The organism is Enterobacter sp. S-33 (assembly GCF_028735835.1).
GTDB lineage: Bacteria > Pseudomonadota > Gammaproteobacteria > Enterobacterales > Enterobacteriaceae > Enterobacter > Enterobacter vonholyi.
Map to the genome: position 1 here is coordinate 4,409,496 of NZ_CP117838.1, position 14,620 is coordinate 4,424,115.

Here is a 14,620-nt window from a genome sequence, read left to right on the forward strand (position 1 = left end):
CTTCAACGTTTAACGCAAAAACATTCGAACAGCCTAGAGAATATCGTTCAGCATCACGCCCACGCCGACGCGGGTCTGGTTGAAGTTGTAATCGATAAGCGACTCGCCGTAACCGCTGTAGACTTGCGTATAAAGGCGGACATGCTTGCTTACCGGATAGCTTAAGCCCACTTCCGCGCCGCCGTAGCCGGTGTTCCAGTTATACTGACCTTTCGCACTCAGCACGGCATCACCTAACTGGTAGCCGACTTTAAGCTGGTAGTAGCCCATATATTTGGTGATGTCCGGGTTGTCATCAGTGCTGCCGACCACATACCACGGCTTCACTTCGACCATCCAGTTACCGTTCTGCGCCATCAGGCGCGTATAGGCACGGTTCCAGCTACGGGATGTCGGATCGGAACGTCCGTTAGAGTCATGGTTAAAGCCCACTTCCACATCGCGCAACGTCCAGCCCGCAAACTCATAATCCGTTGCAAAGCCGAGGAACAGCTGGGGCTCATAGTTGGTTTCGCGGAACGGCGAGGATTCCCCGCTGTTAGAGAGCTGCCACCAGGACTTCTGCGTATAGGAGGCACCAAACACCGAGTTCGGCCCCAGAATGCCGCGCCAGAACGGGAAAGCGAGGCTGAGCTGGAACTTCACCTCATCTTTACGCGCATTATCAGACCAGTTATAGGAGCTTATCGCCTCTTTGTTGAGATCGCTGGTCTGGGTGTAAATCACGTAGTTGGTGTCATAAGGATAGAGCGTGAACGGATTGTCATGCTCCTGAAGAAGGTTCGCGATAATGCTACCGTGAACGGCAGGCTTATCATGCACCTCTTTGATTGTCGCTTCCTGCGCATAGGCTGTGAGGGGCAGCGAAATCGCCGCCAGTAACCAGGCCAGATACGTCCGCATCGGTGGTGTTCTCCTGCAAAAGAGTAAAATTAGCTAAATAGTTATGTGGCGGACATTCTACAGACTTCTGCGACAACTGCTGCATCCTCGTTTCTGAAAGTGGAATTCCTTGTTGCTGAGGCATAAAATCAACATTTCGTTAACAATAAGGATGTGATGCCTCATGTCAGCCATGCTTACCGCCGAAGAAGTGTTAAAACTCGTGGGCGAGATTTTTGTTTACCATATGCCGTTTAACCGCGCGCTGGGACTGGAGCTGGAGCGTTACGAGAAAGACTTTGCCCAGCTGAGCTTCAACAACCAGCCGATGATGGTAGGGAACTGGGCGCAAAGTATTTTGCACGGCGGCGTGATTGCCTCCGCGCTTGACGTGGCGGCAGGTCTGGTCTGCGTGGGCAGTACGCTGACCCGCCATGACACCATCAACGAAGACGAACTCCGCCAGCGTCTGGCGCGCATGGGCACCATCGATCTGCGCGTCGACTATCTTCGGCCGGGACGTGGAAATCGCTTCACCTGCACGAGCAGCCTGCTGCGCGCGGGGAATAAAGTCGCCGTGGCGCGCGTTGAATTACACAACGAAGAACAGGTGTATATCGCCAGCGCAACCGCCACTTATATGGTGGGTTGAGGCGGCAAAATCGGGTAAAATTAATTCACTTTTTTGTAACGGATTTTCCCGATGGATGCTAAACAGACGCGGCAGGGCGTTTTACTCGCCCTTGCCGCTTATTTTATTTGGGGTATCGCCCCGGCGTATTTCAAGCTTATCGCCTACGTTCCGGCCGATGAGATCCTGACTCACCGCGTCATCTGGTCGTTCTTCTTTATGATTGCGCTGATGAGCCTCAGCCGTCAGTGGTCGGGCGTCAAAACGCTGCTGCAAACCCCGAAGAAGATCTTCCTGCTGGCACTTTCTGCCGTGCTGATTGGCGGCAACTGGTTGCTGTTTATCTGGGCGGTGAATAACCATCACATGCTCGAAGCGAGCCTGGGGTACTTCATTAACCCGCTGGTGAATATCGTGCTGGGGATGATTTTCCTCGGTGAGCGCTTCCGCCGGATGCAGTGGGTGGCGGTGATTCTGGCCTTCTGCGGCGTACTGGTGCAGCTCTGGACCTTCGGCTCGCTGCCGATTATTGCCCTCGGCCTGGCGTTCAGCTTTGCGTTCTACGGCCTGGTGCGTAAGAAGATTGCGGTAGAAGCGCAGACGGGGATGCTGTTTGAAACCTTGTGGCTGCTGCCCGTGGCGGCGATTTATCTTTTCGGCATCGCCGACAGCCCAACCAGCCACATGGGCAGCAACCCGTGGTCGCTAAACCTGATGCTGATGGCGGCGGGCGTGGTGACCACTATTCCACTGCTGTGCTTCACCGGTGCGGCGACGCGCCTGCGTCTCTCCACGCTGGGTTTCTTCCAGTACATTGGCCCGACGCTAATGTTCCTGCTGGCGGTGGTGTTTTACGGCGAGGTGCCGGGGGCGGATAAGATGGTGACGTTCGCCTTTATCTGGGTGGCGCTGGCGATTTTCGTCGCCGATGCGATTTATACCCAGCGCAGGGGACGCAAAGGGCTGTAGTGCCTTTTTGCCGGATGGCGGCTGCGCCTTATCCGGCCTACAGTATCTGTAGGCCCGGTAAGCGTAGCGCCACCGGGCGGATTCTCAAAGCCAGTTCCGGCGCTTAAAGTACAGATACGGTGCCAGCCCCGCGAGGATCATAAAGATAATCGCCCCCGGGTAACCAAAGCTCCACTTCAGCTCCGGCATAAACTCGAAGTTCATCCCGTAGCTGGATGCCACCAGCGTTGGCGGCAGGAACACTACGGACACCACCGAGAAGATCTTGATGATGCGGTTCTGCTCGATGTTGATAAAGCCCATCGCCGCCTGCATCAGGAAGTTGACCTTCTGGAACAGGGATTCGTTGTGCGGCAGCAGGGATTCGATATCGCGCAGGATCTCACGCGCCTGCTCCAGCTGACCGCCCGGCAGACGCGCCTTGCGCACCAGGAAGTTCAGCGCGCGCTGGGTATCCATCAGACACAAACGCACCTTCCAGCCGATATCTTCCAGCTCAGCCAGCGTGGAGAGTGCCTCGTCGTACTCATCGCCCTGATGGCCTTCCATGATCACTCGGCTCAGCTTTTCCAGATCGCTATAGATGTTTTCAATTTCGTCCGCCAGCTGTTCAATTTTGGTCTCGAACAGATCGAGCAGCAGCTCGTAAGCGTTACCATCCACCATTGCCTGGCTGCGGGCGCGCATGCGGTAGAGACGGAATGCCGGCAGCTCGCGCTCGCGCAGCGTAAACAGGCGGCCGTCGCGAATGGTAAACGCCACGGTGGAGTTACCCGCGTGGTCTTCCGCATCTTCAAAGAAGAAGAAGGAGTGAATATGCAGACCGTCTTCGTCTTCAAAAAAACGCGCGGATGCTTCGATGTCTTCCAGTTCCGGGCGGGTTGCCAGGCTTTGCCCCAGCTCAGATTGTACGCGAAGGCGCTCATCGTCGTCCGGCTCGACCAGATCCACCCATACGGCATCAATGAGGGGCTGTGACTCTTCGGCTTCAAGCCGAGTCAGTCGGTTATTTTCGAGTTGAAATGCGCTCAACATGACCGGGACTCCCAATGCAAAAAATATCGGACAGTTCGGTGGGCACACAGAAACAAATTGGGTTTCAGACCATTAAACAGCCTGACTCAGCGCGACGGGAATAATGCAGTCGCTGACAACCACTAAGGCCATCAGCAAGAGGAGATAGCCTTAGGAGTTGTTCCTGGATGACAGGGAATTGAGCCAGTATCTACTGGGTGTGTCCAAGGCGAATGTCCTCTTAGCGTAATCGTGCGCGCATGTTACGCCAGCTATAACTGTGGCGTCAACACGCAACGAAACGCTGAAGGGCATTAATTGACCTTCAACGTATAAGGCTAGCAGATTATTACAAAATAATGATATTTTTCTGAATGTTAGACTGTTTCCAGCTTCGCGTAGGCCGCCACCAGCCATTTGATCCCCTGCCCCTGGAACGCCACCTGCAGGCGGCTGTGCTCGCCGCTGCCTTCCAGATTCACAATGGTGCCCTCGCCAAACTTCGAATGGCGCACGCGCTGGCCCAGCTTGTAGCCAGTGTCGGTTTCCGCAATCGGCGATCCCATGCGCTGATGGCTGACAGGACGACTGATGCTTGCCCGCAGACGCACCTCCTCCACGCACTCTTCCGGCAGTTCACCGATAAAGCGCGACGGACGGTGATAGACCTCTTTACCGTACAGACGGCGGGTTTCCGCATAGGTCAGCGTCAGCTTTTGCATCGCGCGCGTCACGCCCACGTAGGCCAGACGGCGTTCCTCTTCCAGACGGCCGCCTTCATCCAGCGACATCTGGCTCGGGAACATCCCCTCTTCCATCCCGACGATGAACACCTGCGGGAACTCCAGTCCTTTGGCGGAGTGCAGGGTCATGAGCTGAACCGCATCCTGCCAGGTATCCGCCTGCCCTTCCCCCGCTTCCAGCGCGGCGTGGGAGAGGAACGCCTGCAGCGGCATCAGGTCTTCGTCTTCTTCGTTGTAGCTGAACTGGCGCGTTGCCGTGACCAGTTCCTCTAAGTTCTCAATACGGGTCTGGCCCTTCTCGCCTTTTTCCTGCTCGTACATGGTGCGCAGGCCGGAATCTTTAATCACCCGGTCGGTCTGCACGTGCAGCGGCATGTCGGCCGTTTCCTGCGCGAGGGCGTCAATCAGCTCAAGGAAGCGCTGCAATGCGCTGGCGGCACGTCCGGCGAGCGCTTTTTCCTGCAGCAGCTCGCGGCACGCCTGCCACAGCGTCAGCTGGCGGTCGCGCGAGGCCTGACGCACCACGTCCAGCGTACGGTCGCCAATCCCACGGGTGGGCGTGTTGACCACGCGTTCAAACGCCGCGTCGTCGTTACGGTTGGCAATCAGACGCAGATACGACAGCGCATCTTTGATTTCCTGACGTTCGAAGAAGCGCATACCGCCATAAATGCGGTACGGCATGCTCACCTGCAGCAGCGCCTCTTCCAGCACGCGCGACTGGGCGTTGCTGCGATAGAGAATGGCGCACTGCTCCAGCGCGCCGCCGTTGTCCTGCCAGGTTTTAATGCGGTTCACCACGAAGCGCGCTTCGTCGAGCTCGTTGAAGGCGCAGTAAATCGAAATCGGTTCGCCGTCGACGCCGTCGGTCCACAGCTTTTTACCCAGACGCCCGTTGTTGTTCTCAATCAGGGCGTTGGCCGCGCTCAGGATGTTGCTGGTTGAGCGGTAGTTCTGCTCCAGACGGATGGTTTCCGCGCCGGGGAAATCGTTGAGGAAGCGCTGGATGTTCTCCACCTGCGCCCCGCGCCAGCCGTAGATCGACTGGTCATCATCGCCCACGATCATCACCTTGCCGGTATCGCCGGCCAGCAGGCGGATCCACGCGTACTGGATGTTGTTGGTATCCTGGAATTCGTCCACCAGGATATTGGTGAAGCGTTCACGGTAGTGCTGCAGGATGTGCGGTTTGTTCAGCCACAGCTCGTGGGCGCGCAGCAGCAGCTCGGCAAAATCCACCAGACCGGCGCGATCGCACGCTTCCTGATAGGCCTTGTAGACGTTCTGCCAGGTCTGCTCGACCGGGTTGCCGAAGCTCTGAATGTGGTGCGGGCGCAGCCCCTCGTCTTTCTGGCCGTTGATGTACCACATCGCCTGACGCGGCGGCCACTGCTTCTCGTCGAGGTTCATCGCCTTGATCAGGCGTTTCAGCAGACGGAGCTGGTCTTCGCTGTCGAGGATCTGGAAATCCTGCGGCAGGTTGGCGTCCATGTGGTGTGCGCGCAGCAGGCGGTGCGCCAGGCCGTGGAAGGTGCCGACCCACATGCCGCCCTGGCTGGTGCCCATCAGCTGGGCGATGCGGTGGCGCATCTCCGCCGCCGCTTTGTTGGTGAACGTGACCGCCATGATGGAGTACGGCGAGCAGTTTTCCACGCTCTGCAGCCAGGCGATACGGTGAACCAGCACGCGCGTCTTACCACTGCCCGCTCCAGCCAGCACCAGCAGGTTGGTGCGCGAGGCGGCAACCGCGTCACGCTGTTTGTCATTAAGGCTGTCGAGCAGGTAAGAAACGTCCATTGGCACCGTCACGTCATGTCGGGCTGGCGAATAGCATTCGTCAAAACCCTGTTAATTTATACAGAACAATTGATGATTATATCAGCGTCGTGAGGGATGCCAACCGTGAAATTTCCACGTGCGGCAGAAGACGGCTATCGGAGGCGATCATCAGGTCAGCATTTTCCGGCTTGATCCAGCAGGCCTGCATCCCGCAGCGGATGGCGCCGGCCACGTCTGTGGTCAGGTCATCCCCCACGTGCAGGATCTCACCCAGCGGCAGGTTAAGCTTATCTGCCGCCAGATGGTACATGTCACTGAACGGCTTCGCGCGCCCGTGAGGACCCGCACGCAGCACGAATTCAAAATAATCGCTGAGGCCAAACAGCTCCGGCTGGGCATTGCCGTTGGTGATGGCCACCAGCGGCCACTTTTCGGCAAGCTTCGCCAGCGTGTCGTGGGTTTCCTGCGGCACGTCGATACGGCTGCGCCATTTAGCAAAGTTTTCCATGGCCGCTTCCGCCCCAATGGCGGCATCCTGCGTGCTCAGACCCACGTTGAGCATCGCCTGCTCAACCGCGCGACGACGCCATTCGGTCACATCGTGGTAAATGTCCGGCTCGGTCTCACGCAGGGACTGGCGCAGCTTCTGGAAGTCCTTGTTCTGTATCGCCTTCAGTGCGGGATGGTAGTTCTGCACAAACGCCAGGGACTCCTGCTCGGTGCGCAGGATCACCTCGCGGTTGTCATAAAGAGTGTCATCAAGGTCAAACGTCAGGGCTGAGATCTGACCGAGTGGGCGGTAAAAACGCATTATTTCCCCCGTTTGGCGCGTGGATGCGCCGCGTCATACACCGAGGCAAGGTGCTGGAAGTCTAAGTGGGTATAGATTTGAGTGGTCGACAGATTTGCGTGGCCAAGCAGTTCCTGCACGCCGCGCAGATCGCCGCTCGACTCAAGCATGTGTGTCGCAAAGGAGTGGCGCAGCTTGTGCGGGTGAACGTGGCTGTTCAGCCCCTGCTTAATGCCCCACTCCGCAAAGCGCTTCTGCACGTTACGCGCCGAGATCCGCTTGCCGAGCTTCGACAGGAACAGCGCATCCTCTTCGGTGCCAAACAGCCCGCGCAGGTCAAGCCAGTGCTCAATCCAGGAGACAGCATTGCGGCCAATCGGCAGGCGGCGCTCTTTGCTGCCCTTACCCATTACCCACACTTCGCCCGATTCCAGATCGAGATGCTTGAGGTCGAGGTTAACGAGCTCAGACAGACGTAACCCGGCACCGTACATCACCTCCAGCATCGCGCGGTCGCGCACGGCCAGCGGATCGTTAAGGTCGATATCCAGCAGGCGGTTTACGTCGTCAACGTCAATATTTTTAGGCAGATGGCGCGGCGCCTTCGGCGTGGCTATCCCCTTTGCCGGGTTGGCTTTTAAGCCCCCCTGGCTGACCAGCCAGTCGAAGAAGCTGCGCAGCGCTGAGAGCCTGAGCGCCAGGCTCGCCGGGCTGAGATTTTGTTTACGGCTACGCACGACAAACCCGCGTACCGTCGCAGCGTCACATTGTTGCCAGCTTTTCAGGCCGATTTCGTCGGCGATCTGCATGATGGCATCAAGCTGACGCTGATAGTTAAGCAGCGTAATGGGGCTAAGCTGACGTTCCACGCCGAGATAGCGCAGAAAGCGCGAGACGTCAGTGGCGAGCAGTCCGTCCGTCATACGCGCTCAATCCAGCGCTCCAGCAGCTCAGGCAGCATCAGGGCTATCTCCTGCAGCAGGTGCGTGGCTTGCCCCTGCTCGTAGTGATGCGCGTCGCGGCTGGTAAATAATATGACGCCCAGATCGCCATCGCGCCCCATCAGCGACATCGCCACCGAGCCAATCGCTTTGGCTTCCGGTAATACCACCAGCAGCTCAGGCCCGTTAAGCGGCCCCAGATAGTGGTGATCATGGCCCAGACGCTGAATGCGCAGCGGTTCAAATGCCTGACGGCTGAGTGCCAGATGGGTAAATCCCGACGGCGCGCCGATGCGCCAGCGGTCAGGGAAAAGACGAATCGTTGCGCCCGCCAGCCCCAGCTCGCGCGCCCAGCGGTGGAAACGGCTGAGGAACTCGTCGAGGCTGTGCGCCGACGCCAGACGCGCCTGCAGATGCAGCAGTCGATAGAACAGGCTTTCGTTGGTGCTGGCCTGCTCCATCAGCAGCGTCATGTTCTCTTCAAGCTGGCTGATGTAGTTGCGCGAGCGCGCCATGTGCCATTCGACCAGCGACACGGTTCCGCGAACCGGATGCGGCACGCGCATCTCTTCGACGACGCGTGCATTGCGAATAAAAAACTCAGGATTGCGCAGCAGATAATCAACAACAGCCCTGTCGTCCAGTTCCGTCACTGTTTCCTGCAGTTCTTCCCCTGGTTGTTTCATAGATGGATAAACCCGTCATAGACATGTGCCGCCGGGCCAGTCATATACAGTGGATGACCCGGTCCTTTCCAGGCGATATCAAGCCGACCGCCCGGTAATTCCACGCGAACCTCTTCAGCCAGTAACCCCTGGGAGATGCCCACGGCCACCGCAGCACAGGCACCGCTTCCGCAGGCCTGAGTCTCACCCGCGCCGCGCTCGTAAACCCGCAGGCGAATGTGCTCGCGCTTCACCACCTGCATAAAACCGATGTTCGCGCGCTCCGGGAAACGTTCGTGGCTTTCCAGTACCGGGCCGAGCGTTTCGACCGCGGCAGTTTCCACATCATCAACCTGAATCACGCAGTGTGGGTTACCCATTGAGACGACGCCGCACAATACTGTCTGCTCGGCCGCACGCATAATATAGGTCTTTTCCGCTTTGTTTGCGCGAAACGGCACGACGGAGGGCTCGAAGTTAGGCTCGCCCATGTTCACGCGCACCAGCTCATCATCGGTGACGCTGAGCACCATGCGACCATTGGCCGTGCTAACGCGAATATCACGCTTGTTGGTCAGCCCTTTCAGGCGGACAAAGCGGGCGAAACAGCGCGCGCCGTTGCCGCACTGGTTAACTTCGCTGCCGTCCGCGTTAAAAATACGGTAGTGGAAATCAAGATCGGGATCGTACGGTGGCTCGACCACCAGCAGCTGATCGAACCCCACGCCCAGATGCCGATCCGCCAGGCGACGGATCAGTTCAGGCGAGAAAAACACATTCTGCGTTACCGCGTCGACGACCATAAAATCGTTGCCAAGGCCATGCATTTTAGAGAACTGCATCATTTGCTCCATTGCGCGGGTACAGAACGTTGTCGTCAGAGATTAACCTGAGTCGGGCCACCGTTGTCGCCACGGTCGTTAGTATTTGGCGTGGTAGACTCAATGCCGCTGTTAACCGGTTTCGTCGGCGGCGGTGCGGTTTTATCCGCAGGCGGAAAGTACAGTGGTCCCTTCAGTCCGCAGCCAGTCAGGCTAAACAGCGTGATGAGAACGGCAAGCGTTCGGAAAGCGTTTTTCATTATAAAGTTGCCCGTAAGTTCAAATCTGTTTCTATCATCGCAGGAGAAGACACAAAAGCAAGAGTTTGCCGCTTTCCTGCAACGGGAATTATTTAGGGTTATACTGCCGGCATCACGAAAAACAGGAACAAAACCATGAACGACAGTGAATTCCATCGCCTTGCCGACAACCTGTGGATGACCATCGAAGAGCGTCTTGACGACTGGGACGGTGACAGCGATATCGATTGTGAAATCAACGGCGGCATTCTGACCCTGAGCTTCGAAAATGGCAGCAAAATTATTATTAACCGCCAGGAGCCGCTTCACCAGGTGTGGCTGGCCGCTAAACAGGGCGGCTATCATTTCGATCTAAAAGACGGGGAATGGGTTTGCGACCGTAGCGGCGTACCGTTCTGGGATCTGCTGGAGCAGGCGGCGACCGCGCAGGCGGGTGAGAACGTGAGTTTCAGGTAGTTTTCTTGCCCGGTGGCGGCTGCGCCTTACCGGGCCTACACGGCTCGAACCGTAGGCCGGGTAAGCGTGAGCGCCACCCGGCGAAAAGGCTCAGGAGAAATACTGCTGCAACAGCGGGGCGGTGTCCTGATTGGCAGGCGCGGCAGGCGTGACGGATTGGGTGCGGAACGGAATCACCTGCGTACGGCCGTCGACGTTCACAATCTGGTAGAACTGCGGCAGGTTAAAGTTGATAAAGCTTGAGCCGTAGGTAAAGCGGTCATGCGAAGAGGAGTAGAAGCGGCTGACATCGCGCACCAGCTCCTCTTTACTGCCTTCACAATGGTGATACACCTCGGCGCGGTTAGTCTCATCCAGAATGTAAATGTTGAATCCGGCATCGTCGCCCGACTCTTCAAAGAAGAACTGAATAATCCCTTCGCTGGCGAATCCGTCCACCACCTGCGGGAGCTTAACGTGGTTGGTTTCCACCTGCACCGACAGGCCGTGCAGCTTGTTGTGTGAAATCGCGCCGTAAAACTCTATGGCGTTTTCCAGCTTCTGTACCGACACGTTCAGGCGCTCGAAGAACAGTCCCCAGGTCTGACCGGAGACGCGCAGCGCTTTAAAGCGGCCAGTTTCCTGACGGGTACTGGAGAGACGCAGTTCGATACACTCAGAAACCAGCTGCTGCACGCGGGTGCGAATTAAACCGCGCAGGTGCTGGCTGTAGCAGAACACTTCCACGCTGTCCGGCGGCGCGGCATCCTGGTGCATCTTGCCAAGAATCGTTTTCAGCGCTTCGATCATTGCCTGCTCGCCGTTGAAGTGCAGGGTACGCACTTCGTTCCACGAGTTGCGGTACAACAGATCGACACTGCCTACCAGGCAGTTTTGCTGCTCGCCAAAGCTAAAGACGTCCAGCTTGCGGAAGTCAAAGTGAACCACCTGATTGCGGAAGGCCGCCGTCGGGTCGTATTCCAGGTTGACGATAATCGCCAGATGGCGAATCTCACACGGGCTGTAGAGCGCTTTCGGCGTAGGGGCAGGCAGACGCAGCGGGAAGTGGTGCGATACATCCGTGACCATCTCCTGCAGCTTAGCAAGATCAACCACCTCGTTGCCTTTGATAAACAGGCGCGTGCGCGAGGTCAGCAGACCGTTAAACCAGGCCCAGGCCACCAGCTTGTTCAGGTAGCGGTTATACTCCAGCGGCTGATGGCTGATAATTGAATCCATGCTTGGCGCACGGTTGTAAAGATACCACCCGGTGCGGTTTGCACGGCCCGGCGGCACAAAGATAAAGGTCAGATTCGGTTCAGACAGGTCTGGCGAAATCTGCGGGTTAACCAGGGTAACTTTACCCGGCAGCGCTTCAAACGCGGCGTAAAGCTTACGGGTCAATACCCCGATGTCCTGCGGGCTGGCAGAAACGCTGAGGTTGTTACGGCGCGCAAAGCGGATCAGGTTGCGGTAGCTTTGCATCATCGCATCAAGCAGTTCGTTGTGCGCTTCACGCACCTGATCGATTTTCCAGTTGGCCCGGTTATCGAGCATGGACAGACGCGCTTCGTCCCATCCCCACTCTTTCACTAACTGACTGACCACTTCACGACGCCAGCCCACGCAGGCGCGTTCGCGGCTCAATTTCTCACAGACTTTGAGATAGAAACATCGACGCACCAGGTCAAGACGCGTGGTGTCATCGATGGCTTTCAGGTACTCGGTTACGCGCTCCAGCATCATGCAGTAGGCGTCCAGCCCGAAGGAGACGATTTCCCCGTCGTGCAGACGCTGCTTGATATCTTTCGCCAGCAGGCGCGGCGTAGGGTATTCCCAGGAATAGGCTTCCAGCAGCAGCGTTTTCAGCACCGCTTTATACGGTGAGTCGATACTCTTATAGAGCTGCCAGAGGCTTGCGCCAAAATACTCTTCTGCTGACAGAGAGCTGAGGCCGCCGAGATCCAGCCATTCGTTTGGCGTCAGTACGCCCTGCGCGTAAAGCGACATGACGTAGTCATCGTAATGCTCTTCTTCTTCGCACGGGACCATATTCCACAGAATACGCTTCCCGGCCAGACGCACAGCAGTACGGTAGAATTCATCCAGCAATAAGATGTGCTGAGTCGAGCCGCAGTCCTCACCACCCAGACTGCCGCTTTCGTTATGGCGGAAACGGTTTTCATCAATCAGGAAGAAGCTCACTTCCACGCCGAGCGAGGCCGCCCAGCTCTCCAGCAGGCTGCATTTACGCTGCAGTAGCTGACGCTCGTCGTTATCGAGCCAGGACTGATGACAGACCCAGATGTCCAGGTCCGAAGAACAGCTTTGCCCTACCGATGAGGTGCTCCCCATTGAGTAAACGCCGGTAATAGGCAGTTCACCTTTTGGAGATTCCTGTGGCGGCATGCCGCGGTAAAGTTCCAGCTCGTTCAGATAATGCTGTTGGGTTTCATCAGGCGTGAAAAGGCAAATGCCCTGGGGAACGTTACCGTCAAGGTAGCCAGGCATCAGCGGATGGTGATAGTGCAATAATGTCGGCAGCAGACTGTATACCTGCTGGAAAGCAGGGCCCATGGCAGCAAGCGCGCGATCCACACGCAGTTGATTTATGGCATCCAGTCTCTGTTTCAGAGTCTCAATATAGAGGTACAAGACGTATCGCCTGATGTTTCCGGGTGTCGCAAGCTATTCAAAACACGAGTAACAGCGGACCCGCAGTATTTCAAAAAGATAACCGTTACCCTTTTTCGCCCTTATCATTTTTGGTGGTACCGACGAAAAAATGGTCTAAAACGTGATCAATTTAACACCTTGCCGGTTGACCGTAAAGAAAGATGCGCTACATACAAGTGTAGCACCGTTCTGTACGTGTAAATTCCTGAATACGGCTATGGCTGACGAATACGCCGCCTTGTCCCTCTCACGCTCATCAACCGTAAAACTGCCATCCCAGAGTCAACAATGTTAGGATGGTTAGCGATTGATAATGACGGTAACAAGCATGTTAGACAATGTTTTGAGAATTGCCACACGCCAAAGCCCTCTCGCGCTCTGGCAGGCACATTATGTGAAGCAGCGCCTGGAAGCCTGCCACAGTGGATTGCGCGTCGAGCTGGTGCCGATGGTCACACGCGGTGACGTGATCCTCGATACGCCTCTGGCGAAAGTGGGCGGCAAAGGCCTGTTTGTCAAAGAACTGGAACTGGCATTGCTTGAGAACCGCGCCGATATCGCCGTACATTCGATGAAAGACGTGCCCGTCGAGTTCCCGGAAGGGCTGGGGCTGGTGACCATCTGCGAGCGCGAAGATCCGCGCGATGCGTTTGTCTCCAACCACTACGACTCGCTCGACGCGCTGCCGGAAGGTAGCGTGGTTGGCACGTCCAGTTTACGCCGTCAGTGTCAGCTGGCGGAGCGTCGTCCCGATCTGATCATCCGCTCACTGCGCGGTAACGTCGGCACGCGTCTGGGCAAGCTGGATAACGGCGATTACGATGCCATTATCCTCGCCGTTGCCGGTCTGAAGCGTCTGGGGCTGGAGTCGCGCATTCGCGTGGCGTTGCCGCCAGAGCTGTCGCTGCCGGCCGTGGGCCAGGGTGCAGTCGGCATCGAGTGCCGCCTGAACGATGCGCGTACCCGCGAACTGCTCGCACCGCTGAACCATGACGAGACCGCTACCCGCGTAAAAGCGGAACGGGCGATGAATACCCGCCTCGAAGGCGGGTGCCAGGTTCCAATTGGCAGCTATGCTGAATTGACGAATGGCGAACTGTGGCTGCGCGCGCTGGTGGGCGCCCCGGACGGTTCGCAGATGGTACGCGGCGAACGTCGCGGTAAAGCGCAAGATGCCGAGCAGCTTGGCGTGTCGCTGGCGGAAGAATTACTGGATAACGGCGCCCGCGAGATTCTGGCTGACGTTTACAACGGAGAACCCCCTGCATGAGTATTCTCGTCACCCGCCCTTCTCCCGCAGGAGAGCAGTTAGTGAGCCGTCTGCGCGCACTGGGGCAGGTGGCCTGGAGTTTTCCTCTCATTGAATTCTCCCCCGGTCGGGAGCTCTCTGCGCTCGCCGACCAGATGAATACCCTTCAGGACGGCGACCTGCTGTTTGCGCTGTCGCAACATGCGGTGGAATTTGCCCATGCGCAGCTGCAACAGCAGAGTTTGGCCTGGCCAGTAGCCCCCCGCTATTTCGCGATTGGCCGAACAACGGCACTGGCGCTGCATACAGTAAGCGGCGCGGACGTTCGTTACCCGTTAGATCGGGAAATCAGTGAAGTCTTGCTACAATTACCTGAATTACAAACTATTGCCGGAAAGCGTGCGCTCATTTTGCGCGGCAACGGTGGCCGCGAGCTGCTGGGTGAAACGCTGCGTGAACGTGGTGCCGACGTAACGTTCGTTGAGTGCTATCAGCGCTGTGCAAAACACTACGATGGCGCGGAAGAGGCGATGCGCTGGCACGCGCGCGGCATTAATACGCTGGTGGTCACCAGCGGTGAAATGTTACAACAGCTTTGGTCGCTGATACCGCTTTGGTATCGCGAAAACTGGTTACTCCGCTGTCGGCTTCTGGTCGTCAGTGAGCGTCTGGCGAACCAGGCCCGGGAACTGGGCTGGCAGGATATTCGGATCGCTGATAACGCCGACAACGATGCGCTGCTGCGCGCATTACAATAACTCTCAA

Annotated in this window: 15 protein-coding genes; 5 read left to right on the forward strand and 10 right to left on the reverse strand. The window is 57.3% G+C overall.

Features of this window, described 5'->3' with window-relative positions; all coding sequences use genetic code 11:
• Positions 1-33: 33 nt before the first annotated feature.
• A complete protein-coding gene (gene pldA / locus PUP35_RS20975) occupies positions 34-903 on the reverse strand; it encodes a phospholipase A (RefSeq protein ID WP_045417650.1) in 870 nt (289 codons plus the stop codon).
• A gap of 163 nt (positions 904-1,066) precedes the next feature.
• On the opposite strand from pldA, the gene yigI reads away from it, so the two are divergent.
• Both yigI and rarD read left to right on the forward strand, forming a co-directional pair.
• On the forward strand, positions 1,067-1,534 hold the full coding sequence (gene yigI / locus PUP35_RS20980; protein WP_008501538.1) for an acyl-CoA thioesterase YigI: 468 nt from the start codon (positions 1,067-1,069) through the stop codon (positions 1,532-1,534).
• Positions 1,535-1,585: 51 nt separating this feature from the next.
• Complete coding sequence (rarD, locus tag PUP35_RS20985) at positions 1,586-2,482, forward strand: EamA family transporter RarD (protein ID WP_008501539.1); 897 nt, start codon at positions 1,586-1,588, stop codon at positions 2,480-2,482.
• Positions 2,483-2,566: 84 nt separating this feature from the next.
• Here the strand turns inward: rarD and corA are convergent, their stop codons facing one another.
• From corA to lptM, 8 genes are all read right to left on the reverse strand, one after another.
• Positions 2,567-3,517 carry a magnesium/cobalt transporter CorA gene (gene corA, locus PUP35_RS20990; protein ID WP_008501540.1) on the reverse strand — a complete coding sequence of 317 codons (951 nt, stop codon included), beginning with the start codon at positions 3,515-3,517 and terminating at the stop codon, positions 2,567-2,569.
• 150 nt (positions 3,518-3,667) lie between these two features.
• Positions 3,668-3,724, reverse strand: a complete 57-nt coding sequence (ysgD, locus tag PUP35_RS20995) for a YsgD/CorL family protein (protein WP_212743980.1) — start codon at positions 3,722-3,724, stop codon at positions 3,668-3,670.
• A 149-nt stretch (positions 3,725-3,873) separates the two neighbouring features.
• Positions 3,874-6,036, reverse strand: coding sequence for a DNA helicase II (gene uvrD / locus PUP35_RS21000; protein ID WP_032646073.1), 2,163 nt, complete (start codon positions 6,034-6,036; stop codon positions 3,874-3,876).
• Between the two features lie 76 nt (positions 6,037-6,112).
• Positions 6,113-6,829, reverse strand: coding sequence for a 5-amino-6-(5-phospho-D-ribitylamino)uracil phosphatase YigB (gene yigB, locus PUP35_RS21005; RefSeq protein ID WP_111963534.1), 717 nt, complete (start codon positions 6,827-6,829; stop codon positions 6,113-6,115).
• A complete protein-coding gene (xerC, locus tag PUP35_RS21010; protein WP_274241249.1) occupies positions 6,829-7,731 on the reverse strand; it encodes a tyrosine recombinase XerC in 903 nt (300 codons plus the stop codon). Before xerC ends, yigB begins: the two co-directional genes overlap by 1 nt.
• Positions 7,728-8,435 carry a DUF484 domain-containing protein gene (locus PUP35_RS21015; RefSeq protein WP_127732592.1) on the reverse strand — a complete coding sequence of 236 codons (708 nt, stop codon included), beginning with the start codon at positions 8,433-8,435 and terminating at the stop codon, positions 7,728-7,730. Before PUP35_RS21015 ends, xerC begins: the two co-directional genes overlap by 4 nt.
• Complete coding sequence (dapF, locus tag PUP35_RS21020) at positions 8,432-9,256, reverse strand: diaminopimelate epimerase (RefSeq protein WP_008501545.1); 825 nt, start codon at positions 9,254-9,256, stop codon at positions 8,432-8,434. The genes PUP35_RS21015 and dapF overlap by 4 nt, the downstream gene beginning before the upstream one ends.
• 35 nt (positions 9,257-9,291) lie before the next feature.
• On the reverse strand, positions 9,292-9,495 hold the full coding sequence (lptM, locus tag PUP35_RS21025) for an LPS translocon maturation chaperone LptM (protein WP_024907980.1): 204 nt from the start codon (positions 9,493-9,495) through the stop codon (positions 9,292-9,294).
• Between the two features lie 135 nt (positions 9,496-9,630).
• Here lptM and cyaY point away from each other — a divergent pair, with 135 nt between their 5' ends.
• Positions 9,631-9,951 carry an iron donor protein CyaY gene (gene cyaY / locus PUP35_RS21030; RefSeq protein ID WP_111963531.1) on the forward strand — a complete coding sequence of 107 codons (321 nt, stop codon included), beginning with the start codon at positions 9,631-9,633 and terminating at the stop codon, positions 9,949-9,951.
• A gap of 90 nt (positions 9,952-10,041) precedes the next feature.
• On the opposite strand, the gene cyaA is transcribed toward cyaY, so the two are convergent.
• Complete coding sequence (gene cyaA, locus PUP35_RS21035; RefSeq protein WP_115877016.1) at positions 10,042-12,585, reverse strand: class I adenylate cyclase; 2,544 nt, start codon at positions 12,583-12,585, stop codon at positions 10,042-10,044.
• Positions 12,586-12,934: 349 nt separating this feature from the next.
• Between cyaA and hemC the strand changes: the two genes are divergently transcribed.
• Both hemC and hemD read left to right on the forward strand, forming a co-directional pair.
• On the forward strand, positions 12,935-13,876 hold the full coding sequence (gene hemC / locus PUP35_RS21040; protein WP_143345649.1) for a hydroxymethylbilane synthase: 942 nt from the start codon (positions 12,935-12,937) through the stop codon (positions 13,874-13,876).
• Complete coding sequence (gene hemD / locus PUP35_RS21045; protein ID WP_115877015.1) at positions 13,873-14,613, forward strand: uroporphyrinogen-III synthase; 741 nt, start codon at positions 13,873-13,875, stop codon at positions 14,611-14,613. Before hemC ends, hemD begins: the two co-directional genes overlap by 4 nt.
• Positions 14,614-14,620 lie beyond the last annotated feature (7 nt).

Excerpts from the sequence above, each read along its gene's own strand:
- uvrD (WP_032646073.1), bottom strand. The coding sequence starts at position 6,036 with ATGGACGTTTCTTACCTGCTCGACAGCCTTAATGACAAACAGCGTGAC.
- cyaY (WP_111963531.1), top strand. The coding sequence starts at position 9,631 with ATGAACGACAGTGAATTCCATCGCCTTGCCGACAACCTGTGGATGACC.
- rarD (WP_008501539.1), top strand. The coding sequence starts at position 1,586 with ATGGATGCTAAACAGACGCGGCAGGGCGTTTTACTCGCCCTTGCCGCT.
- yigI (WP_008501538.1), top strand. The coding sequence starts at position 1,067 with ATGTCAGCCATGCTTACCGCCGAAGAAGTGTTAAAACTCGTGGGCGAG.
- PUP35_RS21015 (WP_127732592.1), bottom strand. The coding sequence starts at position 8,435 with ATGAAACAACCAGGGGAAGAACTGCAGGAAACAGTGACGGAACTGGAC.
- hemC (WP_143345649.1), top strand. The coding sequence starts at position 12,935 with ATGTTAGACAATGTTTTGAGAATTGCCACACGCCAAAGCCCTCTCGCG.
- hemD (WP_115877015.1), top strand. The coding sequence starts at position 13,873 with ATGAGTATTCTCGTCACCCGCCCTTCTCCCGCAGGAGAGCAGTTAGTG.
- xerC (WP_274241249.1), bottom strand. The coding sequence starts at position 7,731 with ATGACGGACGGACTGCTCGCCACTGACGTCTCGCGCTTTCTGCGCTAT.
- pldA (WP_045417650.1), bottom strand. The coding sequence starts at position 903 with ATGCGGACGTATCTGGCCTGGTTACTGGCGGCGATTTCGCTGCCCCTC.
- lptM (WP_024907980.1), bottom strand. The coding sequence starts at position 9,495 with ATGAAAAACGCTTTCCGAACGCTTGCCGTTCTCATCACGCTGTTTAGC.
- dapF (WP_008501545.1), bottom strand. The coding sequence starts at position 9,256 with ATGCAGTTCTCTAAAATGCATGGCCTTGGCAACGATTTTATGGTCGTC.
- yigB (WP_111963534.1), bottom strand. The coding sequence starts at position 6,829 with ATGCGTTTTTACCGCCCACTCGGTCAGATCTCAGCCCTGACGTTTGAC.
- corA (WP_008501540.1), bottom strand. The coding sequence starts at position 3,517 with ATGTTGAGCGCATTTCAACTCGAAAATAACCGACTGACTCGGCTTGAA.